Consider the following 26,053-nt stretch of genomic DNA (forward strand, 5'->3'; position numbering starts at 1 on the left):
GCGGCGGGTGGTTGATGCTCTGTTGATGTTTCCCGGCTTCGTTTTGAAGCCGCGTTGATGGGCGGTGGTATGCGCACTGCAGCAAGCGGACCAGCCCAATGCCCGCCGGCACCAGCCCCCTCCCCGACGCCAAGCCCTGACCCACCCCGACGACCCGTTTGCATGAAACTCATCATCGCCATCATCAAGCCGTTCAAACTCGACGAAGTGAAGGCGGCGCTGGGCACCGCGGGAGTCGAGGGTCTGACGGTCACCGAGGTCAAGGGCTTTGGCCGCCAGAAAGGCCACACCGAGATTTACCGCGGCAGCGAATACACCGTGGATTTCCTGCCCAAGGTGAAGATCGAGATCGCCGTCGTTGACGACATCGCCGGCAAGGTGATCGACGCCATCACCTCCGCCGCGAAGACCGGCAAGATCGGCGACGGCAAGATTTTCGTGGTCCCGCTGGAGAATGTCGTCCGCATCCGCACCAACGAGCATGGCGACAGCGCCGTCTGAGCGGTTTTTCCGCCTGAATTTTGGGTTAGCTCATAACTCATAAGCAAAGCGGCCCCTTTCGTGGTGAAAGGGGCCGCAAGTTTTCCGGGGCCGGATGGTCGCGACGGGCCGGTGCTTCTGCGGGCTTTACGCTGCGGTCGGCCCAGGTATGTTGCCGTCGTGATTGCCGCCGCCGCCAAGTCCTCGCTCCTCGTCATCGACGACGAGGTCCAGATCCGCCGGCTGCTCCGCGTGACCCTCGAGGCGGAACACTACAAGGTGCGCGAGGCCGAGACCGGCCAGCTCGGCCTGCAGGAGCTGGCGCACGCCGCGCCCGACGGCATCATTCTCGACCTCGGCCTGCCCGACCTCGACGGCACGGAGGTCATCCGGCGGCTGCGCGAGTGGTCCAAGGTGCCGGTGCTCGTGCTTTCCGTGCGCGAAGGCGAGGACGACAAGATCGCCGCGCTCGACGCCGGGGCGGACGATTACCTGACCAAGCCCTTTAGCGGCCGCGAATTGCTGGCCCGGGTGCGGGCCATCCTCCGCCGCACGCCGGCGGCCAGCGAACCGGCCGTGGTCAAAATCGGCGATATCGAGGTGGATCAGGCGGCGCGCCTCGTGCGCCGGGCCGGCACCGAGGTGCACCTGACCGCCCGGGAATACGCGCTCTTCCATCTGCTCGTGCAGCACCGCGGCAAGGTCGTCACGCACCGGCAGATCCTGCGCGAACTCTGGGGGCCCAACGCCGAGGAGAACACCCATTACCTGCGGGTGCACATGACGCACCTGCGCCAGAAGCTCGAAGCCGACCCGCACACGCCGCGCCACCTGAAGACGGACGCCGGCATCGGCTACCGGCTGGTCGAGGGTTGAAGATAGGGCGGACACTCCGCCTTGCCAGACCGTAGCCTTGGCGAAGGCTGGTGCCCGCCGAGGCGCGGCGCGGAGTCCGCGCCTTACCCGCGCACATTTCACGGGTTTGCCTCGAAAACCACTAGACAGGAGGGGACGAAGTGCTTTTCGTGCCTCTTTAATGTCCGCTCCCAAACCCGCGATCCTGGCTCTTGAAGATGGTAGTGTTTTCCGTGGCGCCGCCTTCGGCGCCGAGGCCACCATCGCCGGCGAGTGTGTCTTCAACACCTCGATGACCGGCTACCAGGAGATCATCACCGATCCCTCCTACTTCGGCCAGATCGTCACCATGACGGCCGTGCAAATCGGCAACTACGGCATCAACGCCGAGGACGAGGAGCACGCCGCGCCCAAATGCTCGGGCTTCGTCGTCCGCGAGGTCTCGCCGATCGTCAGCAACTGGCGCAGCCAGCTGTCGCTCGACGCCTATCTGAAGAAATACGGCATCCCGGGCATCAGCGAGGTCGACACCCGCGCGCTGACGAAAAAGCTCCGTGTCGATGGCGCGATGAAGTGCTGCCTGTCCACCCTGCCGCTCAGCGACGCCGAGGCGATCAAGCGGGCCAAGGCCTGGCAGGACATGGCCGGCAGCGACTACGTGAAGGACACGACCTGCCCGGCGCCTTACCACTGGCAGGCCGGCGATGCCTCGCGACACAACGCCCAATATCTCCCCGTCGGCACCAGGCAGGGCGCCACGGTCACGCCCAAGAAGAAATTCAAGGTCGCCGCGTTCGACTACGGCGCGAAGTTCACGATCTTCCGCAAGCTCGTCCGCCACGGCTTCGACGTGCATGTGTTCCCCGCCACGGCGACGCACGAGCAGGTGCGCGAATACGGCGTGGACGCGGTATTCCTCTCCAACGGCCCCGGCGACCCGGCCGCCCTGCCCTATATCCACCAGACCGTCAGCGGCCTGCTGCCGGACTACCCGATCTTCGGCATCTGCCTCGGCCACCAGATGCTCACGCACGCGGTCGGCGGCACGACCTTCAAGCTCAAGTTCGGCCACCGCGGCGGCAACCAGCCGGTGAAGAACCTCGAGACCGGCAAGGTCTCGATCACGGCGCAGAACCACGGCTTCGCCACCGACCCCAAGTCGCTCGAGAAGCGCAGCGCGGTGGTCACCGAGATCAATCTGAACGACAACACCGTCGAGGGCCTCCGCCACAAGGAGCTGCCGGTGTTCTCCGTCCAGTATCACCCCGAGGCCGCCCCCGGCCCGAACGACGCCGACCCGCTCTTCACCGACTTCTATACGATGGTCGAGAAGCGGAAGGCCGGGAAAATCTGAGGCCTTCCTGTAGGGCCGGCGCTTGACGCCGCCCGCGGGCGTCCGCAAGGGACGCCCCTACACTAGCGCCTCGAACTTCTTCGCGTCCTCGGGCGTGTCCACGCCGATGGTCGGATCCTCGGTGACGTCGATGGCGATGGGATAGCCCGCCTCCAGCACGCGCAGTTGCTCGAGTTTCTCGATCTGCTCCAGCCGGCCCGGCGGCATGGCCACAAATTTCTCGAGGAAGTCGGCCTTGTAGGCGTAAAGCCCGAGGTGCTTGTAGCAGGTGTTCTGGGCCAGCCACGCGTCGTCAATGGTCAGGCCGAGGTCGCGCGAATAGGGCATCCGGGACCGCGAGAAATACAGCGCCCGGCCGGTCTGGCTCATGACCACCTTGACCTGGTTGACATTGTAGAAATCCACGATGCGTTTGAACGGCGTGCAGAGCGTCGCCATGGGACAATCGCCCTGGATGAGCCGGGCCAGGGCGTTGAGCTGGCCGGCGGTGACCAGCGGCTCGTCAGCCTGGACGTTGAGAACATAACTGGCACGGACTGTGCGATTGGCTTGGGCGATGCGGTCGGTGCCACTGGGATGGCTGACATCGGTCATTATCGCCCTAAACCCAGCTCCCTCAATGCATTCCGCCAGTAATTCATGATCCACAGCGAACCACAGCGGATAGTCCGGTGCCTGGGCCGCAATGCGCTCGGCCACCCACAGCACAAGCGGCTTGCCCTTAATCGGATGCAAAAGCTTACGCGGGAATCGCGTGGACTCCAAACGGCACGGCACGATGATGGCGAAGGCTGGCATGCGGGGGTCTTTGTGATTGCAAGCCGGGGCACGACCGGCTTTTGCGTTATCCTTTAATCCGACCCTGCAGCCCAATCGCAATGGAAAAGAGCACCACTACGCCAGCCAACGCCCACATGAAGGAACTCCTCGTGCAGAACAAGATGGGCATCCATGCCCGTCCGGCGGCCATGATCGTGCGCGTGACCAACAAATTCAAGGCGGAGGTCCTGGTCGAGAAGGATGAGGAGCAGGTCAACGGCAAGAGCATCATGGGTCTCATGATGCTGGCCGCAGCCAAGGGCTCGAAGGTGAAGTTCATCGCCACGGGCGAGGACGCCCCGGCGATGCTGGCCGAGATCGAGGCGCTGTTCGCCAAGAAGTTCGACGAGGCCTGAGCCAAGGCGAATCGCGGAAACGCGAAGGAGCGGAAGCACGGAAGCCGGTCGAACGACCGGCTTTTTTGATGTAGGGGCGTCCCTCGTGGACGCCCGCGGGCGCCGTCAAGCGGCGGCCCTACAGGCTGAAAAATTGCCGGGCGTTCCGGGTCGTGGCCTCCGCCAGCCGTTCCGGGCTGACCCCGAATACTCCGGCGCAGAATTCCGCCGTATGCTTCAGGTAGGCCGGTTCGTTGGGCTTTCCCCGGTGCGGCATGGGCGTCAGATAGGGCGCGTCGGTCTCGATCATCAGCCGGTCCAGTCCCTGCGCCAGCGCCGCCGCCCGCACTGCCTCCGCGGTCTTGTAGGTGATGATGCCGGTGAATGACCCGTAGCCGCCGCGCTGGGTCAGCTCGGCCATCTCGGCCGGTCCCTCCGTGAAGCAATGGAACACCACCTTCCCCCACGCCACGCCGGAGGTGTCGATCATTTCGACGCACTCGGCAAAGGCCCCGCGCGAATGCACGACCACGGGGCAACCGAGCTTCCTCGCCAGCCCAAGCTGTTCGGCAAACGCCGCCTTTTGCCAGCCGAGGATCTGCTCCGCCTCGGCGGGCTCCTTGGGCAGATGAAACCGGTCGAGCCCGATTTCGCCCAGCGCGACCGGGTAGGGCGAATCCTCTGGATGAGCCGTGGATATCGGCGGCTCGTCGGGACGACTCGCCCTACCCCAGTAAGCTTCCAGTTGCGCCACGCGCCCGGCCCAATCCGCCTCCACGCTGCAGGGATGCAGCCCGGCGGTGTAGCGAACCAGCCCGGCATGCTCGCGCGCCAGGTCGCGATAGAGCGTCCAGTCGTCGGTGTCCGTGCCGATGGTCACCATCGCCTCGAGCCCGGCGGCCTTCGCGCGGGACAAAATCCCGGGCAGTTCGCCGCGCTTGGCGAAAGATTCGAGGTGCGTGTGCGTATCAATCAATCCCATGATCTGTTTTCTGTCATCCTGAGCGAAGCGAAGGATTCACGGCCACGAACGTGATATGGCCGGCGAACGCGTGGATTCTTCGCTTCGCTCAGAATGACAAGCAAGGAAAGTTATGCCCTGAAAGTCAGAAGCCAGCGCTTTCGCGCTGGCTTCCTTTGCACACACACCAGTTTGCCTGGTGAAATTTAGTCGGTCCGCACCGAGATGTCGCCGCCGCTGGAGCGGAGCTTCAGGCGGGGACCGCCGCCGTTGACGCTGCCGACGAGCCGGCTCTTGCCCACGCCGCCCTTGGCGATGGTGATGGTCAGGCCCTCGGCCCGGACGTCGCCACCGGAGGTGCTGGCGTCGAGCTCGAAGCCGGCGCCCTTCACGATGTGCACGCGCACGTCGCCGCCGGAGGTGCTGAGGACGGCGTCCTGCTTGAGCGGCTCGGTGAGGGTCGCACGGACGTTGCCGCCCGAGGTGGTCGCGCTGATCAGCTGCGCGACGGCATTGATGGTGATGTCGCCGCCCGAGGTGGAGACCTCCGTCGGGCCGCCGGCGCGGTCAACCTCGATGTTCCCGCCGGAAGTACCGAGCTTGGCGCGGGCCGTGCTCTCCTTGAGGACAATGTCGCCCCCCGAGGTGTGGGCGTCGATCTCGCCGTCGACGCGGTCGAACTTCAGGTTGCCGCCGCTGGTGCGGGCGCGGACGTTGCCCTGCACGCTGGCAGCCGTGATGTCGCCACCCGAGGTGTTGAGGTTCAGGTTGAAATTCCTGGGCACGGTGACCTCGAACGAGACGCTGACCGGCGGCCAGCTGCCGAAATGGAAGCCCATCGGGCGTGACTCGTATTTGGCCTCGGCGGTTACGTCGTTGCCGGTCTGCTCCATGGTCAGGCTCAACTTCTCCAGGATCTCATCGGCTTCCTTTTCACTCGAGGCGCGGATCACCTGCTTGACGTGGATGCGGACCTCCGGGGTGTCGGCGGTCTGGATCGTGATATCGCCGCCTTGGGTGACGGCCTTGAGGTTGCCACCGGGCTGCACGGTGAAGGTCTTGTCGACGGTGCGGGTGATCTTGGCCGAAAGCACGGCCGGCGCCGCCAGCAGGGCCCCAAGGGTCAGGAGGGAAAGCAGGGATTTCATAGGGTTGTGTCCCTGATAACACGGCCGCCGGCGAAAAGTTACCCTTTTCTTCAGGCCGGAGCCAGGGCCGCCGCCCAGGCTTTCTCGTCGAAACCGACCAGGGCGACGCCTGGACCGAGCAAAAACGGCCGCTTCACCAGCATGCCGCTGCCCGCGAGCAGCGCGAGGGCCCCGGCATCGTCCAAACCGGGCAGCTTGGCCGCCAGGCCGAGGGCACGGTATTCCAGCCCCGAGGTGTTGAACAGCCTGCCCCGTTTTCCACCCAGCGCCGCCAGCATGGTGCGCAGTTCGGCCGGGGATGGCGGTGTGGCGCGGATGTCTTTCTCGGCAAAATCCACGCCGCGGCGCCGCAGCCACTGCCGGGCCCGCTCACAGGTGCTGCACTTGGGGTGCAGGTAGGCGATGAGTCGGCTCACCGCTTCGCTTTGAAGATTTCCGCGAAGAACCCCTTCATGTGCGCCCAGGAGCGCTTGTCGGCGGCGGCGTTGTAGCCGATGGGCAAGCCCGTGGCTTTGGCGATGGCATCGGCACCGGGGTTGGTGAACGCATGCACCGCACCGGCATAGCTGATGAACTGGTAGTCGAATTTGCCGTCCTCCATCGACTTCATGAAGGCGGTGACTTCCTCGGGCTTGACGAAGGGGTCCACCGCGCCATGGCAGAGCAGGAACTTCGCGTGGTTTTTCGCCGCGGCCTCCGCCGACGCCGGGACCAGGGCCCCGTGGAAACTCACGATGCCCGCGAGCGGCGCGCCGCTGTAGGCGAGCACCTGCGCCGTCGCACCACCAAAGCAATACCCGATGGCGGCCACCCGCGCGGGATCCACCAGGCCCGTGGCCAGCAGCTGGTCGAGGCCCGCCCGGGCGCGGTCGGCCATGAGCGGCTTGCCGTAGAACTGGCCGGCGAGTTCCCCGGCTTTCTTCGGGTCGGTGGTCGTGACGCCGGCGCCATACATGTCGGCGGCAAACGCCACGTAGCCCAGCTTCGCCAGCTGCTCGGCCCGGCCTTTCGGGTAATCGGTCAGACCCCACCATTCCGGGATGACCAGCACGCCGGGCGCCGGCATGGCCGCGGAGACCTTGGTGTCGTCGTAGGCGAGGTAGCCTTCGAGCTTCACGCCGGCGTGCTCATAGGCGACCGGCTTCGTGACAATCTTCGCGCTCAACACCTCGGCCGCGCCCAAGGCGAGACCGGCCAGCAGGAATCGGGATACATTCATGCCTGCACCTTAGCGGGCCGCGGACAAAATTCAATCCCGCGCAATCATTTCGGGTGCTCCAGCCAGTGCTCGAGGCTGGCGCGGAGCTCGGACTGCCGGATCGGCTTGGTCAGGAAGTCATCCATGCCGGACGCCTCGGCCGCGGCGCGATCCTCCGTCCGCACGTTGGCGGTGAGCGCAATGATGGGCAGCCACCGGCCCTCGATCCGCCGTCGGATGCGGCGCACGGCCTCGAACCCGTCGATGCCCGGCATCTGGATGTCCATGAGCACGGCGTCCCATTGCTCGCGGACGGCCAGCTCGATGCCCTCGGCGCCATTGTCCACGATCACCGTCTCGAGGCCGAGCTTGCGCAGGAACGTCTCGACGACGCGCTGGCTGCCCCAGTCATCATCGACGACCAGCACCCGGCCGCTGAGCCGGCCCCGGGGCGGGCGCGGTGCGGCCTGGTCCGGGCCCGCCAATTGCGCCAGCGGGAGCGGCAGGTCGAACCAGAACTCCGATCCCTGGCCCGGGGCGCTGGTCACCTTGATCTCGCCGCCCATGCGCCGCACCAGGCTTTGCGAGATGGCCAGCCCGAGACCCGAGCCGCCGTAACGCCGCGTCATCGAGCTGTCGCCCTGGCTGAATTTCTGGAACAGCTTGGCTTGGGTCGCCCCGTCCATGCCGATGCCGGTGTCCCGGATGCGGAACCGCAGCACCGCCTCCCCGCCGTCAATGCGGACCGTCTCGAGATACAAATCGATGCTGCCCTGCTCGGTGAACTTCACGGCGTTGCCGACGAGGTTGAGCAACACCTGCCGGATGCGCGTCGGGTCGCCCGTGACGGCGGCCGGCAGGTTGGAACCGGGATGGTAGTGCACGGGCAGCTGCTTGGCCGCCGCCTGGTTCTGGAACAGCGCCGCCACCTCCTCGCCCGCCTCGGCCGGGGAAAAATCGATTTCCTCCAGGTCCAGCTTGCCACTCTCCACCTTCGACAGGTCAAGGATGTCGTCGAGCAGGCGGAGCAACGTGTCGGCCGACTTGCCCGCGACGCCGAGCTGCACCTGCTGGTCGGGGGTCAGCGGGGTATCGTTGAGCAGCTGCAGCATGCCGAGGATGCCGTTCATCGGCGTGCGGATCTCATGGCTCATGGTGGCGAGGAACTCGGTCTTGGCCTGGTTGGCCGACTCGGCGCGGCGCTTGGCGTCGCTCAGGGTGGCCACCAGTTCCTCGTTCTCGAAGATCAGTGAGAAAAGCTTCCGCAGGTCCTGGTGGTGCAGTCGCGCGGTGTTCAGCAGGAAGAGCACATACGTGAAGGTGCACGCCACCAGCGTCCAGCTCCCGGGCTCGCGGTAGACCAGGAAGGCGAGCGTCGCCGGCGTCAGCGTCGTGACGATATACGCGGCGTAGCACAGGCGCACCGAGGCGAGCGAACGGGCCGCGCCGGCGTTCATGCCCGCGAGGATGAAGACGACCAGACAGCGCGGCAGCAGCTCGTTGGTCTGCAGGAAGAGCCAGCCGGCCACGCCCCAGGTGCAGCCCGCGGCGATCACGCCGAAGTAGAACAGCGAGCGCCACAGCCGGAGCTGGTCGTCGCGCAGGAGCTTGCGCGCAAAGGTTTGGTTCAGGAGCAGGCGGACGCCGCTCACCGTGCAGATGACCGCCAGCCACCCCAGGGTCAGCCGCATGGGGAAATACGTCCAGACCCCGGCCGCCAGCACGATCGCCAGCACGAAATTGGAATACAGCCCGAAGCCCGCCGTGCGATAGAGCAGCCGCGTCATCTCCGCCTCGACCCGCAGCACAATGTCCTGGCGCATGGGTTCCACCGGCTGGCGGGGGACATTCGGGGGACTCATCGGGGCAAGCAAGCCACAGCGCCAACCCCTCTCGCAAGGGAATTCCCCCGGGCGCCCCACCCTTTCAGGGTATGATTAGGTCGAGAGGCCGCCTGCAATGTATTGCCGCAGTGATTCCGCCTCGGCGCGGTGGGCGTTGGCCACCCAGCGGGACACGTCACCGATGGAAATCAGGCCCGTCAGTTTGCCGTCCTGGATCACGGGCAGGTGGCGGCAGCGTTTCTCCGCGAAGATGTCCATCACCTGCTGGACGGTCGCCTCGGGCCCGACGGTGAGCACGCTGGTGGTCATGACTTTTGCCAGCGGGGTCGTCTTGGGATCGAGGCTGGCGGCGATCACGCGGGTGAGCGCGTCGCGTTCGGTGAAGATGCCGGCCAGCCTCGGCCCGTCCTGCACGAGCATGGCGCCGATGCGGTGCTGGTTCATTTTCTGGACGGCCTCAAAGACCGTCACGTGGGCCGGCACCGTGTGCAAAGCGCGGCCCTTCCCTTCCAACAGCGTAGCTATCGAAGTGTTCATTGGGGGTAATTAGATTGGGCGGAGCCTACCCGGTTCCCACCCATCGCTACAACGCCAAATCTCACCCCGGCCCTATTTCCGGAACAGCTGGTCCAGCGCGCCGAGACTCTTCAGCGGGGCGCCCTTTTTTGATGTTGCGGTAGCCGGCTTCAGGTAGGGCGAGTCGTCCCGACGAGCCGGCTCATCCGGAGGATTCGCCCCACCCACCTCGGCCAGCATGCGTTCCAGCCGCACCGCTGACACCGGCTCCACCGTGCCCAGCTCCTGCGCGAACAGGCTCACGCGGAATTCCTCCACCAGCCAGCGGAATTCGCCGGCCTTCCCCTGTAGCGGCGGTCTGTGACCGCCGGACCGGCGCTCATAGAGCGCCGCTACAGCTTTGACGAATGGCGCCAGTTCCGCCGCGCGCGCCGCATCCTTGGCCGGATCGCGCCGGGCGCGCTCGGCCCGCGCCTGCAGGCCCTTCAGGTAACGCGGCAGGTGCGCGATCCGCTCGAACGGCGTGGTGCGGAGGAAATCCGGCGGCAGCAGCGCCGCCAGGTCGTCGGCCATGCCGGGGTAGGTCTGCTTCGCGGTCTGCAATGCCAGCCGGAGCGTGAAGATCTCCTTCAGCCAGTCGCCGAGCTTCGGCACCAGCCCGCGCAAATCCTGCTTCGCTCTGATGATTGCCTGTTCGAACGCGGCTTTGGTCAGCTGGTAGGGCGAGTCGTCCCGACGAGCCGTGCCCTTTGGCTCATCGGGACGATTCGCCCTACCCATCCGTCCCGCATCGCACACCCAGCGCCGGATCGACTCGAAAGCGTCCGCCTGCAGCGCGTCGGGCGTCGTGAGCGTCACCGCCAGCGTCCCGAGCATCCGCAGGGCTTTGAGATCCTTCTCCAGCCAACCCAGGTCGTGGCGCAGCTGCGTCTCGAACAGTTTCACCAACCCGGCGCGGGACGCCGCCGTGGCTTCCTCGGGCGTGGCGAACAGCCGCACGGCCACGCCTGCCGGCAGCGCCTTCAGGCCGGGATGGGCGTGCACCGGCACCCCGTGGTGTTCGCTCACGAGGATTTTTTCCGGCAGGTCGCCGAATTTCCATTCGGCCGCCGGTTCGCCCTCCCACTTGGCCCGGGCGGCTCGCCACGCGCTGTTGTCCACCGTCGCCGCCTGCTTGCTCACGTCGCGCGAACGGCTGTGCAGCTGCGCTTGGATCTCCGCCAGATCGCGGCTGGCGCCCAGGACCTGGTCGCGGTTGTCCACGACCTCGACGCGCACCCGCAGGTGGTCGGGAAAAATCTTCGCGTCCCACAGCGCCGGATCGATGCGCACGCCGAGCCGGGGCGACAACAGCTCCGCCAGCGCCTCGGCCAGCGTCGGTTGTTTGGGCCGCGCGCTGATGAGAGCGAGGTCGCGCACCAGCTTCTGCGCCGTCTCCGTCAGGGGGATCAGGTTGCGCCGTTGCTCCTTCGGCAACGCCTTGAGCATCAGCTCAACTTTCTCGGGCAGATGACCCGGCACCGCCCAGTCGAGCGCAGCGGCCGTCAGCGCCTCGGCCTCGGCCAGGCTCACACGCACGGTGACTCCGTCGGCCTCCTTGCCCGGCTGGTAGGCATAGGCGAGCGGCAGCACGCGGTTGTCCACCGGCATCGCCTCCGGGAATGCCGTGGCATCATGCGCCACTTCCTCGTCGGACCGGAGGCTGTCTTCCGCCATGAAAAGGAATTTCGGCCTGGTGGCCTGCTGGTGGCGGACGAAGTCGATGAGTTCGGGCACGCTGCTGATGCCTTGAGGTGGAACCCGGCCTCCGGACAGGTTTTCCCCGTTACCGGATTCCTGCAAGCCCGTCCGGAGGCCGGGCTCCACCTTGGCGAACTCCCGCGCGTAGAACCGGTAGACGGCCTCGTCGAGATTCATGTAGCCCGAGCTGCGCGTGCGGGTCAGCCGCGTCTCGGCCTCGTCGCGGATGCGGCGGTTGTGGACGAGAAAATCAAACGGCCAGGTGACCGTGTCGCCGACGAGCCCCTCGCGGATGAAGATCTCGGTGGCGTGCGCGGGGTTGATCCTGCCGTAGCTCGCCGAGCGCGTCTCCAGCTCGAGGTTGTAGAGCCGGCGGCGCTCCTTCACCAGCACGCGGCCGGCCTCGGCGTTCCAGAAGGGCTCGCTGTGCGCCACGCGCAGCAGATGCGCCCCGAGGTCGAGCACCCAGTGCGGGTCGATGCGCGCGCACGTGCGGGCGTAGATGCGGGCTGTCTCCATGATTTCCGCGGCCATGAGCCAGCGCGCAACCTTCGCCTTCGGCGGTGGAACCCGGCCTCCGGACGGGTTGTGTTTCCGTTCCGTTTTTTCAAACAACGCCGAACCGGGGAACACGTTCACCCGCCGGTCGTGCGCCGCGTGGTAATCGCCCTCGTCCGTCCGTGTGGCGATGTTGCCGAGCAACCCCGCGAGGATGGACCGGTGGATCGCCGCGAAGGCCGGCGTGCCGAGCGCGAGCTTCACCTCCTGTCCCTGCTTCACGCCGTCGTAGATCGAGGTCCGGGTGAAGCCGTCGCGCTCGCGCAGCGTGTCCTCAAGTTGGGCGTGCACGTCGCGCCATTCGCGCATCCGCATGAACGACAGGAAGTGCGCCGTGCAGAACTTCCGCTGCTTGCCGAGCGTCATGGCCTCGAACTCGTCGTGGTAGATCTCCCAGATGGCGAGCAAGGTGAGAAAATCGGAGTCAGGGTGCGTGAATCGCTTGTGGGCCGTGTCCGCCTTCTGCTGTTGGTCGAGCGGCCGTTCCCGCGGGTCCTGGATGCTGAGCGCCGCCGCAATGATCAACACCTCCCGCAACGCCTTCTCGTTCCGAGCCTGCAGAATCATGCGGCCGACCGTCGGGTCCACCGGCAGGTGCGCCAGCTCGCGGCCGAGATCGGTCAACACGCCGGCATCGTCGATCGCCCCGAGTTCGTGCAACAGCGCGTAACCGGCGCGAATGCCCTTGGCCGGCGGCGCGTTCAGGAACGGAAATTCCTCGATGTCGCCGAGACCGAAAGCCTTCATGCGCAAAATGACATCCGCCAGGTTGCTGCGCTGGATCTCCGGCTGGGTGAAGCGCGGCCGGTCGTTGAAATCCTGCTCGGAATACAGCCGGATGCACACGCCGTCGCTCACGCGGCCGCAGCGGCCCTTGCGCTGGTCGGCGCTGCTCTGCGAGACCGGCTCGACCGGCAGCCGGCGCGTGCGGCTCTGCGGCGTGTAGCGGCTGAAGCGCGACAGGCCCGTGTCGATGACGAACCGGATGCCGGGGATCGTCAGCGAGGTCTCGGCGATGTTGGTCGCGACAATGACCTTGCGGCCCTGGGTGGAGGCAAAGACGCGTTGCTGCTCGGCGTTAGTCAGACGCCCGAACAGTGGCACGACCTCGATTCGGCCGAGCCGGCGGCCCTCGAGCAAGTCGCGCGTCTCGCGGATGTCGCGCTCGGTGGGCATGAACACCAGCACGTCGCCGGCCGAGCTCTCAAGCAGCACGCGCTCGACGGCCTCGACGGCGGCGTCGATGTAGGTGAAGTCGTCCGGCCGGCTTTTCTTCTGGTAGGGCGAGTCGTCCCGACGAGCCGCCTTGCCCGGCGGCTCATCCGGAAGATTCGCCCTACCCATCTCCTCCAGCGGCGAGTAAATCACCTCCACCGGATAAACCCGGCCCGAGACCTCGATGATCGGTGCACCATCGAAGGCCTTGGAAAACGCCTCGGTGTCGATCGTCGCCGAGGTGATGATGATCTTCAGGTCCGGCCGGCGCACGCGCAACCGGCGCAGGTGGCCGAGAATGAAGTCGATGTTGAGCGAGCGTTCGTGCGCCTCGTCCACGATGATGGTGTCGTAGGCGCGCAGCTCCGGATCGGCCTGCAACTCGGCGAGCAGCATGCCGTCGGTCATGAACTTGATGACGGTGTCATCGGAGGTCTGGTCGGCGAAACGGATCTTGCAGCCGACCTCGCGCCCGAGGGGCACATTGAGCTCCTCGGCCACGCGCCGGGCCACCGAGGTGGCGGCCACGCGGCGGGGTTGGGTGCAGGCGATGCGCCCCTTCTCGCCGCGGCCGGCCACGAGACACATCTTTGGGATCTGCGTGGTCTTGCCCGAACCGGTCTCGCCCGCGAGCACCAGCACCTGGTGGTCGCGGATGGCCGCAATGATCTCGTCCGCCCGGGCGCTGATGGGCAGCTCGGGCGGATACTCGATCCGGAAGGGCCAGGGTTTCTTCGGACGGGGCGGCATGACGGGTGAAATTAGAGGTTCCGTGCACGGCCAATAATGGCAAAGTCAAATCGCATGACCGTCCCCGAGCTCTCCCCGCAGGCCAAGACCCTGAAGCGGGTCCTGGCCATCGCCCGTTTCAACGGCTGGAGCGTCATCGTGATCGCCGGCTTGGGTGTCATGGTCACGTTGCTGCTGGGCGACCTGGTGGGCACCTTCATCGGCGTGCTGGCGGCGGCCGCAGGCTGGATGGAAGTCCGCGGGCACCGGATGCTCCGGCGGCGCGACCCGGCGGGGATGACGTGGCTCGTGCGCTCGCAGTTGTTTTTGCTCAGCGTGATCCTGGTCTACTGCGTCACCCGGCTGGGCAGTTTCGATGCCGACACGGCCATGGCCAGCCTCACCCCCGACATGGAAGCCTTGCTCAAGGAAGCCGGCCTGGCGCGAGGGGACATCCTGCCGCTGGTGCGCACCACCTTCCTGGCCACTTACCTTACTTTCGCTGTGGTCTCGATCATCTATCAAGGCGGCATGGCCCTTTATTACCGGAGCAAGACCCGGCTGGTGACGGCAGCCTTGGCGGTGACGCCGAGGCCGCCGACCCAGTCGGTGTATTAAGACCCGCTTGCCTAACTTTCCGGGCCGGCTATTTCTTACCACCCATGTCGAAGGAGCGCTACATCGCGGCCAAGGAGAAGTGGGCCGAAAAGCAGCTGGCCAAGGGTTTCAAGCCCCGCGACACCGCCGCGACCGACCGCCTGCCTCCGGGCCAGAAGCTCACGGCCGGCTTCCCCGTGCTCGACCTTGGCGTGCAGCCCGACATCCCGCTGGCCGAGTGGAGCCTGACGCTCGATGGCCTCGTGGAGAAACCTGCCGTGCTGGCCTGGGCGCAGCTCAACGCCCTGCCCCAGGTGACCGATGTGAGCGACTTCCACTGCGTCACGACCTGGAGCAAATACGACTGCGAGTGGAGCGGGGTCGCCTTCACCACCCTCTTCGAGCTGGTGTCCCCGCGACCGGAGGCAAAGTTCGTCTATTTCACCAGCTACGACGGTTACTCGACCAACGTGCCGCTGGCCCACTGCCTCGACGACGACGTGCTGCTCGCCACGAAGTTCGGTGGCGAACCCGTCTCGCGCGAACACGGCGGCCCGGCGCGCATCATCATCCCGAAACTTTACGCCTGGAAGGGCGCGAAATTCGTCAAGACCATCACTTTTCTCGCCGAGGACCGCCTCGGCTTCTGGGAAGTCCGCGGCTACCACAACGTCGGCGACCCTTGGAAGGAAGAGCGCTATGCTTAAAGCGAAGCCATCGCGGGCGAGGTCGCCTGCGCTCCAGGATTGCGATCTTTGGAGCCACGGCGACCCCGCCGTGGATTTCATTCGTGTCTTTTCGTGTCCATTCGTGGTTACCCTCCCTTCGTTTATATCCCCATGAGCACCCCCACCTTTTTCCCGCAGGACATCATCATCAAGAAGCGCGACGGCGGCGCGCTGACCAAGGACGAGATCGAGTTCTTCGCCCGCGGCGTGGCCGACGGCAAGACCTTCGCCGACTACCAGGCCACCGCGCTGCTCATGGCCATTTTCTGGCGCGGCATGACGCCGCAGGAAACCGCCTGGCTCACCGACGCCATGATGCGTTCCGGCGACGTCATCGACCTGAGCGACCTGCCCGGCGCCAAGGTCGACAAGCACTCCACCGGCGGCGTGGGTGACAAGGTTTCGCTCATCCTCGCCCCGCTCGCCGTCGCCTGCGGCCTCAAGGTCCCGATGATGAGCGGCCGCGGCCTCGGCCACACCGGCGGCACGCTCGACAAGCTCGAGGCCATCCCGGGCTTCAAGGTCAACCTCAGCGTCCCGGAGTTCCGCGCCATCCTGCAGCAGGTCGGCTGCGCCATGATCGGCCAGACCCCGCAGGTCGTGCCCGCCGACAAAAAACTCTACTCGCTGCGCGACGTCACCGGCACCGTCGAGTGCATCCCGCTCATCTGCGCCAGCATCATGAGCAAGAAACTCGCCGAGGGCATCGACTCGCTCGTGCTCGACGTGAAGTTCGGCAAAGGCGCGTTCATGAAGAAAAAAGAGGACGCCCTTACGCTCGCCCGCGCCATGGTCGAGGTGGGCCGCGCCGGCGGCAAACCGGTGCGCGCGCTCCTCACGGCCATGAACCAGCCGCTCGGCCGCGCCGCCGGCCACACCACCGAGGTCATCGAGTCCATCGAGTGCCTCAAGGGCCGCGGCCCGGCCGATCTCATGGAAGTCACCTATGCGCTCACCGGCCAGATGCTGATCCTTGGGGGCAAGGCGACGAACGAGGCCGACGCCCGCAAGCAGATGGAGGCGGCCATCGCCAACGGCGCGGCGCTCAAGGTGTTTCGCGAGATGTGCATTGCGCAGGGCGGCGACCCGAAGGTCATCGACGACTATAAGATTCTCCCGACCGCGAAGAAGTTTTTCGAGGTCAAGGCTCCGACCGACGCCAGGGGGTTCGTCAGCGAGGTCGACGCCCTCAAATGCGGCCACGCCATCATGGCGCTCGGCGGCGGTCGCGCGGCCGTGACCGACCACGTCGACCACGCCGTCGGCATCGCCGACCTCATCAAGATCGGCGAGCCTGTTGCCGCCGGCACGCGCCTCTGCACGCTGCACATCAATGACGACGTCAAGGGCGCCAAGGCCGAGGCCTTCATCCGCGAGGCCGTCAAGTTCACGCCCACGGCGCCTAAGCAGGAACCTCTCATCCAAGATTTGGTCTGTTGAAACTCAGCCGCCAAGTCGCCGACCCGCTTGGCCAAACTTAGTTCTTCCAACAGCCACCTGCCTTTCGTTCTTGCCTTGGAGCCTACAGCTCGCTGGCAAGAAGGGAGTGTGAACCTACCCGAAGGACACCCGAAGGACACCCGAAGGACACCCGAAGAATAACCGAAGAATTGACGACGAATACTCGACGGATCCGTGAAGGAAGCCCGTAACTTCCGGCCGGAAATCAGCCCTGATCTTGGCTCGTCCCGCGGAATGAAAGCAAACCGACCGCTACTGACCAAAAGAAAACACCTTTGGTCATCGCTGACCAAAGGTGTCTACTTGTCGAAATGGTGCCCGAGGGGGGACTCGAACCCCCATGCGGTTAGGCACAGGCTTCTGAGACCTGCGTGTCTACCAATTCCACCACCCGGGCAAAAAACGGAAGGGCCATGGATACGTTCCGCCCGGGGTGGCGCAAGAACTTTGTTGCGGAGGTGGAACGCGTTGACCCCAACGCGTTTCCCACAAGCGCGCAGTGGTCAGCGCGCTCCACCCAAGGCAAATTCGAGCTCGTGTTCCAGCAGCCGCTGCTTGCGCCAGACACCGCCCGCATGACCGCAAAGATCGCCATCCGACCGGATACCCGATGGCCATATCTTCGATGAAGACCCAAAGGCTCATAAACGCAGCGAGAAATACGGCAGATACTGACGGGAAGACGAATACGGACGTGAAGAAAATGTTTCCGGCCTGTTCCAGCAGACCAAGATCAGGCCGTTCCGACCCCGGACAAAAACCATACACGCCACGCGATGAAAGGACCTGCCGACCACCCTGGAGCTTGCGATGCTCCCCGGGCATCCGTCGCCAGATTTTTGGTTCCCACATATGGCGCGAGCAAGGCGCCTGGCAATGAGGCCCGGGCAACGAACGCCCAGCGGGAACTGGGTATGAAAATTTCATAACCCGCCTCAATTATTTCCTACGGGCGCTTGCCTACTTCAGCTGGTCACCAAGATTCAGGCCATGCTTTCCACCCTCCGCTGCGTCCGCATTATCACTCCGGCATGGCTGCTCGCGGCGGCGCTCCATGCCACCCCCGTCATCATCACCGTGCCGCTCCCCGAAGCCCGCGCCGCCATCGTCGCGCTTAAGGCTCGCGGTCCGCTTCCCGAGGGCGGCGTCATCGTCGAAATTCCGGAAGGGACCTATGTGCTTTCCGCTCCGCTGGCCCTCACCGCCGCAGACAGCGGCACCGCGGCCGCCCCGATCGTCTGGCGCGCGGCGCCGGGAGCCCGGGTGGTCATCTCCGGCGGATGCGAACTCAACGACTGGCAACCCGTCACCGACCCCGTCATCGCCGCCCGCCTGCCCGCCGCCAGCCGCCGCCAGGTGCGGACCGCGGATCTTCGCTCCGCCGGCATCAGGGACTTCGGTCGCATCGAGCAGCGCGGCAGCCCAGGCCTCGAGCTGTTCTTCCATGATCGCCGCATGCCGCTCGCGCGGTATCCCAACGAAGGTTGGTTGCTCACCGCAGGCGTGCCGCAATCCGGGCCCAAGCGCTTCAATGAGGGACTGGAGCGCGAGAAGCGTTTCGATGGCGTGCCCGTGGGCCGCCACTACGGGCGCATCACCTATGACGGCGACCGGCCCGCGGCCTGGGCGCCGGACGACGAAATCTACGCCCAGGGTTACTGGGTCTGGGATTGGAACGACTCCTTCCAGCGCATCCAGTCCATCGACCCCGTGCGGCATGAGATCACCTTCGCCGCGCCGCATCACAGCTACGGCTACGCGCCGCGGCAGCGCTTCCGTTTCCTCAACGTCCTCGAGGAGCTCGACCAGCCCGGCGAGTGGTATCTCGACCGCAAAGCCGGCCGCGTGTATTTCTATCCGCCCGCACCGATGGAACCCGGCTCGACGGTCGTGTCCGTGCTCGCCGCGCCGCTGGTCACGCTCGACGGCGTCGCGCACGTCGCGCTGGAGGGTTTCATCTTCGAGCACGGCCGCGGGAGCGGCGTGATCATCACCGGCGGGGAGGACTGCCGGATCGCGGGCGCCACGTTCCGCGAACTCGGCGGCGAAGCCCTCGTCATCAGCGGCGGCCGGCGGCACCTGGTCGTCAGCTGCGACTTTCACGACCTTGCCAACGGCGCCATCCGGGTGGCGGGCGGCGACCGCGCCACGCTCAGTCCCGCCGGCCACGAGATCCGCAACAACCACATCCACGACTTCAGCCAGTGGCTGCGCACCGGCCAGTATGGCGTGTTCATCGACGGCGTCGGCCAGCTCGTCGCGCACAACCTCATCCATGACGCGCCGTTCGAGGCGATGTATCTGCGCGGCAACGACCATGTGATCGAGTTCAACGAGGTGCACCACGTCTGCACCGAGACCGGCGACGCGGGGGCCATTCATACCGGCCGTGACTTCACCTGGCAGGGCAACGTCATCCGCTACAACTACTGGCATGACCTGCAGGGCCCCGGGCTGCACGGCGTGACGGCCGTCTACCTCGACGATTTCTCCAGCGGCTACCAGATTCGCGGCAACGTCTTTTACCGCGCCGGCCGCGCCGTGCAGCTCGGGGGCGGCCGCGACAACACCGTCGCCAACAACCTTTTCGTCGAGTGTCATCCCGCCGTGCACATCGACGCCCGCGGCCTCGGCTGGGCGCAGAATTATTTCAACGGCGATTTTCCCTGGCTCTTCGACCGGTTCCGGGAAATGCACGCGGACCAGCCGCCTTACGCCGCGCGGTATCCGCGGCTGAAGACCATCCTGCAGGACGATCCCGCCGTGCCCAAGGGCAACGTCATCCAGGCCAACGTTTCCTGGGGTGCCGGCCGCTGGTGCGATGCCTACGATTTTTACGCCTTCGATTTCCACCGCACCGTCACCATGCGCGACAACCTCGTCGCCGACGCTGGATTCATGCGCCGCCGCGCCCGGCCGGAGGCCACGCTCGACCCGTATTATCTCAACATCGACACCCAGGAGGGCTACACGCTGCTCCCGACCGACAGCGCCGAGACCCGCCGGGAATTCCCCGGCAACGAGCTCACCCCGGTGGCGCCCGGCACTTTCGATCCGGCCGCGCTGCTCTTCAGCGCCCACGATCCCGCGGCCCTCGCGCGGCTCGGCTTCGCCACCCTTCCGCTCGCCCAGATGGGCCTCGAGCGCGACGCTTGGCGCACTTCGCTCCCGGTGCGGCCGTAGCCCGCCCGCGGCCAGCGGAGCTTCCCCGGCAGTTCCTCGTGTCAAGACATGGCCGGCTTGTCGGTGAAGCGGTCCTTCAGGCGCAAGAATCGCTGCTCGAGAAAACGAAAAGACAGCGCCGCGGCCCCGATACTGAGGGTGATCTTGAGCCCGAAGCGGACCGGCAGCGGCTCCGCGGGCTGCATCTCCTACGACGAGTTCTGACCGGCGTACCCCCGCTCACGCGAGGTATTTGTCCCGGCCCAGGACGAGCGCCTCGATCTTCCGGTCCGCCACCGAGCGCTTGAGCATCCAGAAGCCACAGTCCGGGTGCACCCACTTCACGCGGCCCGGACCGACCTTTTTCTCCACGGCCGCAATGCGCGCCGCGATTTCGTCGGGGGTCTCGATGTGGTTGACCTTGATGTCGACGACGCCGATGCCAAGGGAGATCTTCTTGTCGATCTGCCTGAGCGCGTCGATGTCCGCCGCCGGCCGGTGGGCCAGCTCAAGCACGAGGTGGTCGCAATGCAGGCTGTTGAGGAATTCGAGCAGCTTGCTCCAGCCGCCGGCCTGGATGGTCTGGCCGCCGTAGTTGCCGAAGCAGAAATGCACGGCGCGCCCGGTCCCGGGATCGATGGCGTCGAGCACGCGGTTGATCGCGGCGGCCGCGAGCGGACCATCGGCGGGATTGCCGGGAATGTTCGCCTCGTCCACCTGCACGCACGCGGCGGGCAGGCCGGCCATCTGCGCCGCCAGGACGTCGGCGATGGCGAGCGTGAGCGCGGCAAAGTCGCGGTAGTGGTGGTCGAGCAGCGTGCGCGCCAGCATGTAGGGGCTGGTCACGGTGAACTTGAACGGCCCGCCGGCGACCAGCGCCGCGCGCCGGCAATCGGCCGGCAGGTTGAGCGAGCCCTCGCCGAGCGGGCCGGTCACCACTCCCGCCGGCTTGCGCCGGAAGCCCATCGGCGCATGCCGCGTGAATTCCTCGGCCACGGAGCGGCCGACCACGGCGGAGACGTTCGCCATCGGCCGGATGAAATATTCGATCATGCCGTTCGTGTCCGGATGGTTGACGTCAAAGCGGTAGAGTTCGCCATCCGTCGGCAGGTCGATGCCGGCCTGCCGCTGGATGTCGAACACCACGCGGGTCGCGTCGATCACGCCCTGCTCGCTCGGCAGGGCCGCCAGCCAGTCCGGCACCGGATACGAGCCGACGGTGGTGGTGAGGATGCGCGGTGCCTTCGGGTTGCCGGCGCTCGCGGGCTTGGCGGATTTGGACGGCGCGCGCGCCGCGGCGGCGGCTTGCGCGCGCCCCGGCTTGGCGGCAGTGGACAGTCTGACGGAGCTGTGGGAGGACGGGCAGGATTCGCACATGGGATTATTGGGGTTGGTTGCGGGGAAGGCTCAGTCCGCAGCGCCGGCGGCCAGCCAGCGACGGAGCTGTTTCTGAAAAGTGTTGGCCAGCGTGTCGCCGGGCATCACCAGCACCCCCCAGCCGCCGCGCGCCGGATTGATGGGCACCTCGCGCGGCAGCTGCATCTCGCACATGCGGCGGTCCTCCTCGAGCACCTTGATCGCGAAGTCCATCTGCGCCTCGGGCGGCGGCCCCCGGAAGCCCGGCGAGATCGCCAGCGACCAGAAGCAGGTGCAGCTTTCGCGCGTGTTGGGAGACGGGATGTGGACGAGCACCCGCTCGTCCCCGTCGGTGAAGCGCTGCCGGATGGTCGTAAAGTTCGGGAGCCAGCTGCGCTGCTGGCGGTGGTGGGCGCTCTGGAGCTTGCCCGGCATTTCGTGCGCGGTCTCCAGCGCGGGAAACGGCGCGTCCATCTGGTAGCCGCCGTCCGGGGTGACCTTGATCTCCATGCCGCGGATGCGCGGATCGGCCGAGACGCCCAGGGTGCCGCTGTGGGCGAAGGCGAAATGTGTCATGTCGAGATAGTTCTCCACCTCGCGCCGCCAGCCGGCGGCAAACGCCATCGGAGGCCCCATCCGGTAGGCCCAGCGCGGATCCTCGAACTCGGGCACCGGCGGCAAGGCATGTTCCCTTCCGTCCGCCAGCGGCCCCGGCTCCAGTTGCACCCAGATGAAGCCGTAACGCTCCTGCACGGCATAGGTCCGCAGGTGCGACAGCGCCTGCTTCCCGGCATTCGGTTCGAGCAACGAGGGGATCGACCGGCAGGCGCCGCCGGCATCAAACTTCCAGCCATGGTAGGGGCACATCAGGTCGCCGTCGCGGATGCAACCCTGCGAAAGCCGGGCGCCCTTGTGCGGACAGGCGACGTCGGCGGCCAGCACCTGGCCGTTTGCAAATCGGGCGATGACGAGCTCGGTCTCCAGCAGCGTGTAGCCGGTGACGCGGCCCGCCGGCAGGTCGGCCGAGTTTCCCACCGGCTGCCAGGTGCGGCGCATTGATTTGAAGACGGCATCCTCGGTGAGGGTCATGGGGCGAAAGCCAGAGTAGCAGGTTTGCGGGGCGGCGTCGCGGCATCCCGGGCAATGGGTCTTTGCAATTCGGGCGATCTTGCGCAGGCTGGGCCCCGTGTTCTCCTCCCGCGCCCTGCGACCCGTCGCAGTCACCTTTCCCGCCCACGGGATCTTCGTGCTGGAAAGCCATCACACGCGTGGGTTCCGCATGCCGCCGGTGCGGCACGATTTCCTCAAGGTCATCCAGCCGTTTGCCGGCGGCGGCTGGCTGGTGCGCAAGGGACTCCGGGTGCCGCTGCAGCCGGGGGATGTCGTGCTGGTGCCGGCCGGAGAGCGCCATCACATCGAGGACAGCGGCACGCGCCCGCTGAGCCTCTACGCGTTGTGTGTGGCCCCGGCTGCCCCGACGCCCGTGACCGGCGGCGTCTTCCGGGCTTACCGCCACTTTCCCTCTCCGCCTTGGGGCCCCGAGTTTCGCGGGCTTATCCGGCACCTGCTGCACGAGCAAACGCTGGGCCGGCCGGGCTCCGACCTCATGATGCTCGGCCTCACCTGGCAGGCCCTGGGCCATATTGCGCGCGCGGCCAGCGGCCGGCAACCCCTGCGCGGGGAACGCACCCATCTGCCCGCCCAGGCCCGGGTCGCAGCTTACGCGGCGGAACTGTCCCGCACCTTCTACCACCGGCAAAGCGTGGACGCGGCGGCCGCCGCACTGGGATTGAGCCGGCGGCATTTCACCCAGCTGTTCCGCGGGATCACCGGCGAGTCCTGGCTGGAGCGGCTGCGGCTGTACCGCCTGGCCCATGCGCGGCGCCTGCTGCGGGAAACGGGACGCTCGGCGACCTCCATCGGTTATGAGTGCGGCTTTGAGGACATCACGACCTTCTACCGCACCTTCAAGGCCGCCGAGGGCACCAGTCCGCTGGCGTGGCGCAACAGCGGCGGCGTCTCCGCTCGGCTGCGCCGCCGGCCCCACCGCCAGAAGACGGCTTCCAGCACGCCGAATTGATCGGTCAGCATGCCCGCGTAACCGCAGAAACGGTCGTCCCAATAGCCCAGTCAACCTCGCTCTGGTTGCCGCCAAACCCCCGCGCACCGGCGAGCCCCGTGCACAGCCGCCGGAGGAGCGCGGCCCTCCGCCGGCGGCCGCAACCCCGCCGCAATGGTCGCGCCGGTCCGTGCAAGCGCGCCCCACGCTGATGGATGATGCGCTTTTTGGGCGCCGCAGTCTCGCTGCGCCGTGGTCGGGTCCAGACCGCGCGACCGACGGCAAGGCGGCCGTGGGTGAAAGGCAGCTAATCGGCGGCTCAAGCTCGGCCAAGGTGAGATGGTCCTGTGGCATAGGGAGATGGGAGGAATATCCCTGCGGGAGTGCCACTGGGCGGAAGCCCTCCCGGCCCGCCCCAGCCAGGGCCGGCCTCAAGAAGTTGCCCGTCCATCCGGAAAGCCGTGTTCTGGGCGATGTGTTTCCTGGGAATTGTTTGGTGTTCCTTGGCGTCGAGCGGGCTTTGCGGTTGCCAACACCGGGTGCGATTTAAACCTGCCCCGACTCCCTTACCTCATGTCAACCCCTTCGCCCCTTTCCCTGAAATTCGTCTATCATCCCGCGGCCGCCGAGCCGGGGGAAATCACCGCCGCCCGCGAGCTGGCAAAACTGACCGGCGCCCGCGTCGCTCCGGCCGGACCCGGAGTCAGCGTCAGCCTGGCAGCGCGCGGCCGGCCGGCCAGGCTGCCTTCGGCCGCCGCCGACGCCCCGGCATGGATGTGGTTGCGCGTCGCTGACGACGGCTCCGGCGAAATCTGCGCCACGCACGGCTCGTTCCTGTTCGCCGCCGTGCGGCTGCTCGCCACCGCCACCAGCGACCTCACCCGCGAAAAACTCGCCGCCGGCGTGCTGCTGCCCGCGAGCTTCGCCTGGCACCGCCCGCATTGGGACGCCTGCCTCACCCAATACTGGCGCAGCGCCCGCAACTTCGATCAGGAGCACTACGTCGCCTCACTCGCCGAGGCCGGCTTCACCCATTGCGAGGTCAACGGCCTGCAGGCGCACATGCCGCTCGAGGATTTCGTCGCGCACGAATATTATCCGCAGTTCTACACCTACGCGCCGGGCTTCAACCATTTCGTCGATTCCGACCTGACCAAGGGCATCTGGCCCGGCCACTACCTCGACGCGAATCTCAACAACCTCGTCAAGCTCGCCAACCTCGGCCGCCAATACGGCCTGAAGCCGGGCGTGTGCATGTTCGAGCCGCGCACGCTGCCGGAGCGCTTTTTTGCCAAATACCCGACGCTCCGCGGCGCCCGGGTCGACCATCCGTTCCGCTCCCGCCTGCCGCGCTACACCCTGGCGCAGGACCACCCGATCGTGCAGCGCCACTACCGCGAGTGCCTGCAGAAGCTGATGCGTTCGGTGCCGGACCTCAGTTACATGTCGGTCTGGACGAATGACAGCGGCTCGGGCTTCGAGCACACCTCGTCGCTCTACGTCGGCCGCAACGGCGGCCCCTACATGATCCGCGAGTGGCGCAACCACGACAAGATTGCCCAGGCCGCCGGCGAGAGCATCGTCCGCTATCTCAAAAACCTCCAGTCGGCCGCCGCGACGATCAATCCCGACTTCGACGTGATCCTCCGCCTTGAGCCTTTCAAGGTCGAGCAGGACCACATCAAGGCCGGCATGGGCCCGCACGTCACCTGGGAAGGCCCGTCGCTCATGGTGCGCGGCTACCACGTGCCCTACTCGCACCCGAAATATCCCGAGAACCAGGCTGTCGCCGGCAGCATTTTCCACACGACGATGGACGCAGGCGAAAAGGAGGCGCTCGCCGCCTCCCGCCAGCTCGGCGCCGAGCCCGTGCTGCACTACTCCGCCTCGAGCGTGATGAACCACGAGCCGCTGCTCGGCCTGCCGTTCCCGCGTTCGATCCATCAGAAACTCGCGGCGGTGCGCGACACCGGCGTCGCCCGCATCAGTGCCCTCGGCGGCCTGACCAACACCGGCCGGGCCCCCTACTGGCCCAACCCGGTCGCCCTCCGCGCCGCGCAGTTCTTTCCGCATAAATCCATCGAGACCGTCCTCACCGAGTTCGCCACTTCCCTGGTCGGCAGCGCCCAGGCCGCCGAGCTCTCCCACGCCTGGCGGGAATTCGAGGAAGCGCTGATGTATCAGCCGCTCGTCGGCCTCTACTGCGCCTTCGGCTTCTGCTGGCAGCGCACCTGGGACCGCCCCTTCGTCCCCGACCCCGAAGCCGTGCCCGCCGCCGAGCGCGAATACTACGAGCGCCACGGCTGCTTCCAGCACAACAATCCGGGGCTCATCGATCTCGGCAAGGATGTGCTCTTCGATCTCATCACCCAGCAGTCCGGCGCGAAGATGGCCGCCGACATGGACCAGAACGTCCTCACCCGCCTCCGCCCGCTCATTGCCCGGCTCGATGCCACGGCCAAATCCTCGGGCGGCCAGGCCGCCGTCGTGTTCGCCGACCTGCGTGACCGCGTCCGCGCCTACCTGCACTGGGTCTCCTCCCTCCGCAGCGTCTGCGCCTGGTGCGAAAACGTCTACGGCTACCTCGCCGCCCAGGACGACGCGACCAAGGCAACCTTCGAGAAAAGCCTTCAGGCCGCCATCGACTTCGAACTCGGGAACATCCGCGGTCTCATCGAGCTGCTGGAGACGACCCAGTCCGAGGTGCTCGTGCTCTCCGGCGTCGCCGAGAACACCTACTTCTACGGCGAGAATCTCGTTGAGCACCTGAAGACGAAGCTGCGTCTGACGGAGAAATACCGGCACCGCCAGCCGCGCATCGACCAGGACATCTTCTGGCGCCCGATCCCCGGCACGACCTGGCCCGAAGGCTGGGCCGCGACCGCCGGCACGGTGAATGCCTGAATTGGCTGTGTGTGTGCGGACGCCGCCGCCGGGT

At 66.5% G+C, this 26,053-nt stretch carries 22 protein-coding genes and 1 tRNA gene; 11 read left to right on the forward strand and 12 right to left on the reverse strand.

Annotation, left to right across the window (positions count from 1 at the left end):
• Positions 1 to 162 precede the first annotated feature (162 nt).
• The 3 genes from BLU29_RS05230 (at position 163) to carA (ending at position 2,689) form a co-directional block, all read left to right on the forward strand.
• Complete coding sequence (locus BLU29_RS05230; RefSeq protein WP_091055693.1) at positions 163 to 501, forward strand: P-II family nitrogen regulator; 339 nt, start codon at positions 163 to 165, stop codon at positions 499 to 501.
• Positions 502 to 663: 162 nt separating this feature from the next.
• Positions 664 to 1,356 (forward strand): response regulator, encoded by a 693-nt coding sequence (locus BLU29_RS05235; RefSeq protein WP_091060925.1) that lies wholly within the window; start codon positions 664 to 666, stop codon positions 1,354 to 1,356.
• A 160-nt stretch (positions 1,357 to 1,516) separates the two neighbouring features.
• Complete coding sequence (carA, locus tag BLU29_RS05240) at positions 1,517 to 2,689, forward strand: glutamine-hydrolyzing carbamoyl-phosphate synthase small subunit (protein WP_091055695.1); 1,173 nt, start codon at positions 1,517 to 1,519, stop codon at positions 2,687 to 2,689.
• A 57-nt stretch (positions 2,690 to 2,746) separates the two neighbouring features.
• Here carA and kdsB read toward each other — a convergent pair whose 3' ends face one another.
• Positions 2,747 to 3,487, reverse strand: a complete 741-nt coding sequence (kdsB, locus tag BLU29_RS05245; RefSeq protein ID WP_091055697.1) for a 3-deoxy-manno-octulosonate cytidylyltransferase — start codon at positions 3,485 to 3,487, stop codon at positions 2,747 to 2,749.
• A gap of 80 nt (positions 3,488 to 3,567) precedes the next feature.
• Here kdsB and BLU29_RS05250 point away from each other — a divergent pair, with 80 nt between their 5' ends.
• Entirely contained in the window at positions 3,568 to 3,864 is a 297-nt protein-coding gene (locus tag BLU29_RS05250) for an HPr family phosphocarrier protein (protein WP_091055698.1), read from the forward strand.
• A gap of 118 nt (positions 3,865 to 3,982) precedes the next feature.
• Here the strand turns inward: BLU29_RS05250 and BLU29_RS05255 are convergent, their stop codons facing one another.
• From BLU29_RS05255 to hrpA, 7 genes are all read right to left on the reverse strand, one after another.
• Positions 3,983 to 4,825, reverse strand: coding sequence for a TatD family hydrolase (locus tag BLU29_RS05255; RefSeq protein WP_091055700.1), 843 nt, complete (start codon positions 4,823 to 4,825; stop codon positions 3,983 to 3,985).
• A 185-nt stretch (positions 4,826 to 5,010) separates the two neighbouring features.
• Complete coding sequence (locus BLU29_RS05260) at positions 5,011 to 5,952, reverse strand: DUF4097 family beta strand repeat-containing protein (RefSeq protein ID WP_091055701.1); 942 nt, start codon at positions 5,950 to 5,952, stop codon at positions 5,011 to 5,013.
• A gap of 50 nt (positions 5,953 to 6,002) precedes the next feature.
• The gene (locus BLU29_RS05265; RefSeq protein ID WP_091055703.1) at positions 6,003 to 6,368 is read right to left on the reverse strand and encodes a Spx/MgsR family RNA polymerase-binding regulatory protein; all 366 of its coding nucleotides are present in this window, start codon (positions 6,366 to 6,368) and stop codon (positions 6,003 to 6,005) included.
• Positions 6,365 to 7,171: a dienelactone hydrolase family protein gene (locus tag BLU29_RS05270; RefSeq protein WP_091055705.1), complete on the reverse strand. Its 807-nt coding sequence runs from the start codon at positions 7,169 to 7,171 to the stop codon at positions 6,365 to 6,367. The genes BLU29_RS05265 and BLU29_RS05270 overlap by 4 nt, the downstream gene beginning before the upstream one ends.
• Before the next feature lie 44 nt (positions 7,172 to 7,215).
• Positions 7,216 to 9,012, reverse strand: a complete 1,797-nt coding sequence (locus BLU29_RS05275) for an ATP-binding protein (protein WP_157693643.1) — start codon at positions 9,010 to 9,012, stop codon at positions 7,216 to 7,218.
• A 75-nt stretch (positions 9,013 to 9,087) separates the two neighbouring features.
• Entirely contained in the window at positions 9,088 to 9,531 is a 444-nt protein-coding gene (locus BLU29_RS05280; RefSeq protein WP_091055708.1) for a CBS domain-containing protein, read from the reverse strand.
• Between the two features lie 72 nt (positions 9,532 to 9,603).
• Positions 9,604 to 13,773: an ATP-dependent RNA helicase HrpA gene (gene hrpA, locus BLU29_RS05285; RefSeq protein WP_091055710.1), complete on the reverse strand. Its 4,170-nt coding sequence runs from the start codon at positions 13,771 to 13,773 to the stop codon at positions 9,604 to 9,606.
• A gap of 54 nt (positions 13,774 to 13,827) precedes the next feature.
• Here hrpA and BLU29_RS05290 point away from each other — a divergent pair, with 54 nt between their 5' ends.
• The 3 genes from BLU29_RS05290 to BLU29_RS05300 all read left to right on the forward strand — a co-directional run bounded on the left by BLU29_RS05290 (position 13,828) and on the right by BLU29_RS05300 (position 16,517).
• Positions 13,828 to 14,370 carry a hypothetical protein gene (locus BLU29_RS05290; RefSeq protein ID WP_091055711.1) on the forward strand — a complete coding sequence of 181 codons (543 nt, stop codon included), beginning with the start codon at positions 13,828 to 13,830 and terminating at the stop codon, positions 14,368 to 14,370.
• A 44-nt stretch (positions 14,371 to 14,414) separates the two neighbouring features.
• Positions 14,415 to 15,056 carry a sulfite oxidase-like oxidoreductase gene (locus tag BLU29_RS05295; RefSeq protein WP_091055712.1) on the forward strand — a complete coding sequence of 214 codons (642 nt, stop codon included), beginning with the start codon at positions 14,415 to 14,417 and terminating at the stop codon, positions 15,054 to 15,056.
• Positions 15,057 to 15,188: 132 nt separating this feature from the next.
• Positions 15,189 to 16,517 (forward strand): thymidine phosphorylase, encoded by a 1,329-nt coding sequence (locus BLU29_RS05300; RefSeq protein WP_091055714.1) that lies wholly within the window; start codon positions 15,189 to 15,191, stop codon positions 16,515 to 16,517.
• A gap of 333 nt (positions 16,518 to 16,850) precedes the next feature.
• Here BLU29_RS05300 and BLU29_RS05305 read toward each other — a convergent pair.
• Positions 16,851 to 16,935: transfer RNA gene (locus BLU29_RS05305), tRNA-Leu, on the reverse strand.
• Positions 16,936 to 16,951: 16 nt separating this feature from the next.
• Here BLU29_RS05305 and BLU29_RS18505 point away from each other — a divergent pair.
• Both BLU29_RS18505 and BLU29_RS05315 read left to right on the forward strand, forming a co-directional pair.
• Entirely contained in the window at positions 16,952 to 17,167 is a 216-nt protein-coding gene (locus tag BLU29_RS18505) for a hypothetical protein (protein WP_091055716.1), read from the forward strand.
• A 361-nt stretch (positions 17,168 to 17,528) separates the two neighbouring features.
• Positions 17,529 to 19,721 (forward strand): right-handed parallel beta-helix repeat-containing protein, encoded by a 2,193-nt coding sequence (locus tag BLU29_RS05315; RefSeq protein ID WP_091055717.1) that lies wholly within the window; start codon positions 17,529 to 17,531, stop codon positions 19,719 to 19,721.
• Positions 19,722 to 19,762: 41 nt separating this feature from the next.
• Here the strand turns inward: BLU29_RS05315 and BLU29_RS17915 are convergent, their stop codons facing one another.
• Genes BLU29_RS17915 through BLU29_RS05325 form a run of 3 tightly spaced genes read right to left on the reverse strand, consistent with a single transcriptional unit; the run spans position 19,763 to position 22,145 of the window.
• Positions 19,763 to 19,906, reverse strand: coding sequence for a hypothetical protein (locus BLU29_RS17915; RefSeq protein ID WP_157693644.1), 144 nt, complete (start codon positions 19,904 to 19,906; stop codon positions 19,763 to 19,765).
• Between the two features lie 34 nt (positions 19,907 to 19,940).
• The gene (locus BLU29_RS05320) at positions 19,941 to 21,077 is read right to left on the reverse strand and encodes a cobalamin-independent methionine synthase II family protein (protein WP_091055719.1); all 1,137 of its coding nucleotides are present in this window, start codon (positions 21,075 to 21,077) and stop codon (positions 19,941 to 19,943) included.
• A gap of 30 nt (positions 21,078 to 21,107) precedes the next feature.
• Positions 21,108 to 22,145 (reverse strand): aromatic ring-hydroxylating dioxygenase subunit alpha, encoded by a 1,038-nt coding sequence (locus tag BLU29_RS05325; RefSeq protein WP_091055720.1) that lies wholly within the window; start codon positions 22,143 to 22,145, stop codon positions 21,108 to 21,110.
• Positions 22,146 to 22,242: 97 nt separating this feature from the next.
• On the opposite strand from BLU29_RS05325, the gene BLU29_RS05330 reads away from it, so the two are divergent.
• Together BLU29_RS05330 and BLU29_RS05335 are read left to right on the forward strand one after the other, a co-directional pair.
• On the forward strand, positions 22,243 to 23,136 hold the full coding sequence (locus BLU29_RS05330) for an AraC family transcriptional regulator (RefSeq protein WP_091055721.1): 894 nt from the start codon (positions 22,243 to 22,245) through the stop codon (positions 23,134 to 23,136).
• 552 nt (positions 23,137 to 23,688) lie between these two features.
• Complete coding sequence (locus BLU29_RS05335) at positions 23,689 to 26,019, forward strand: hypothetical protein (RefSeq protein ID WP_091055723.1); 2,331 nt, start codon at positions 23,689 to 23,691, stop codon at positions 26,017 to 26,019.
• Positions 26,020 to 26,053 lie beyond the last annotated feature (34 nt).

It is taken from the genome of Opitutus sp. GAS368 (genome assembly GCF_900104925.1).
In the GTDB taxonomy this organism is placed as follows: domain Bacteria; phylum Verrucomicrobiota; class Verrucomicrobiia; order Opitutales; family Opitutaceae; genus Lacunisphaera.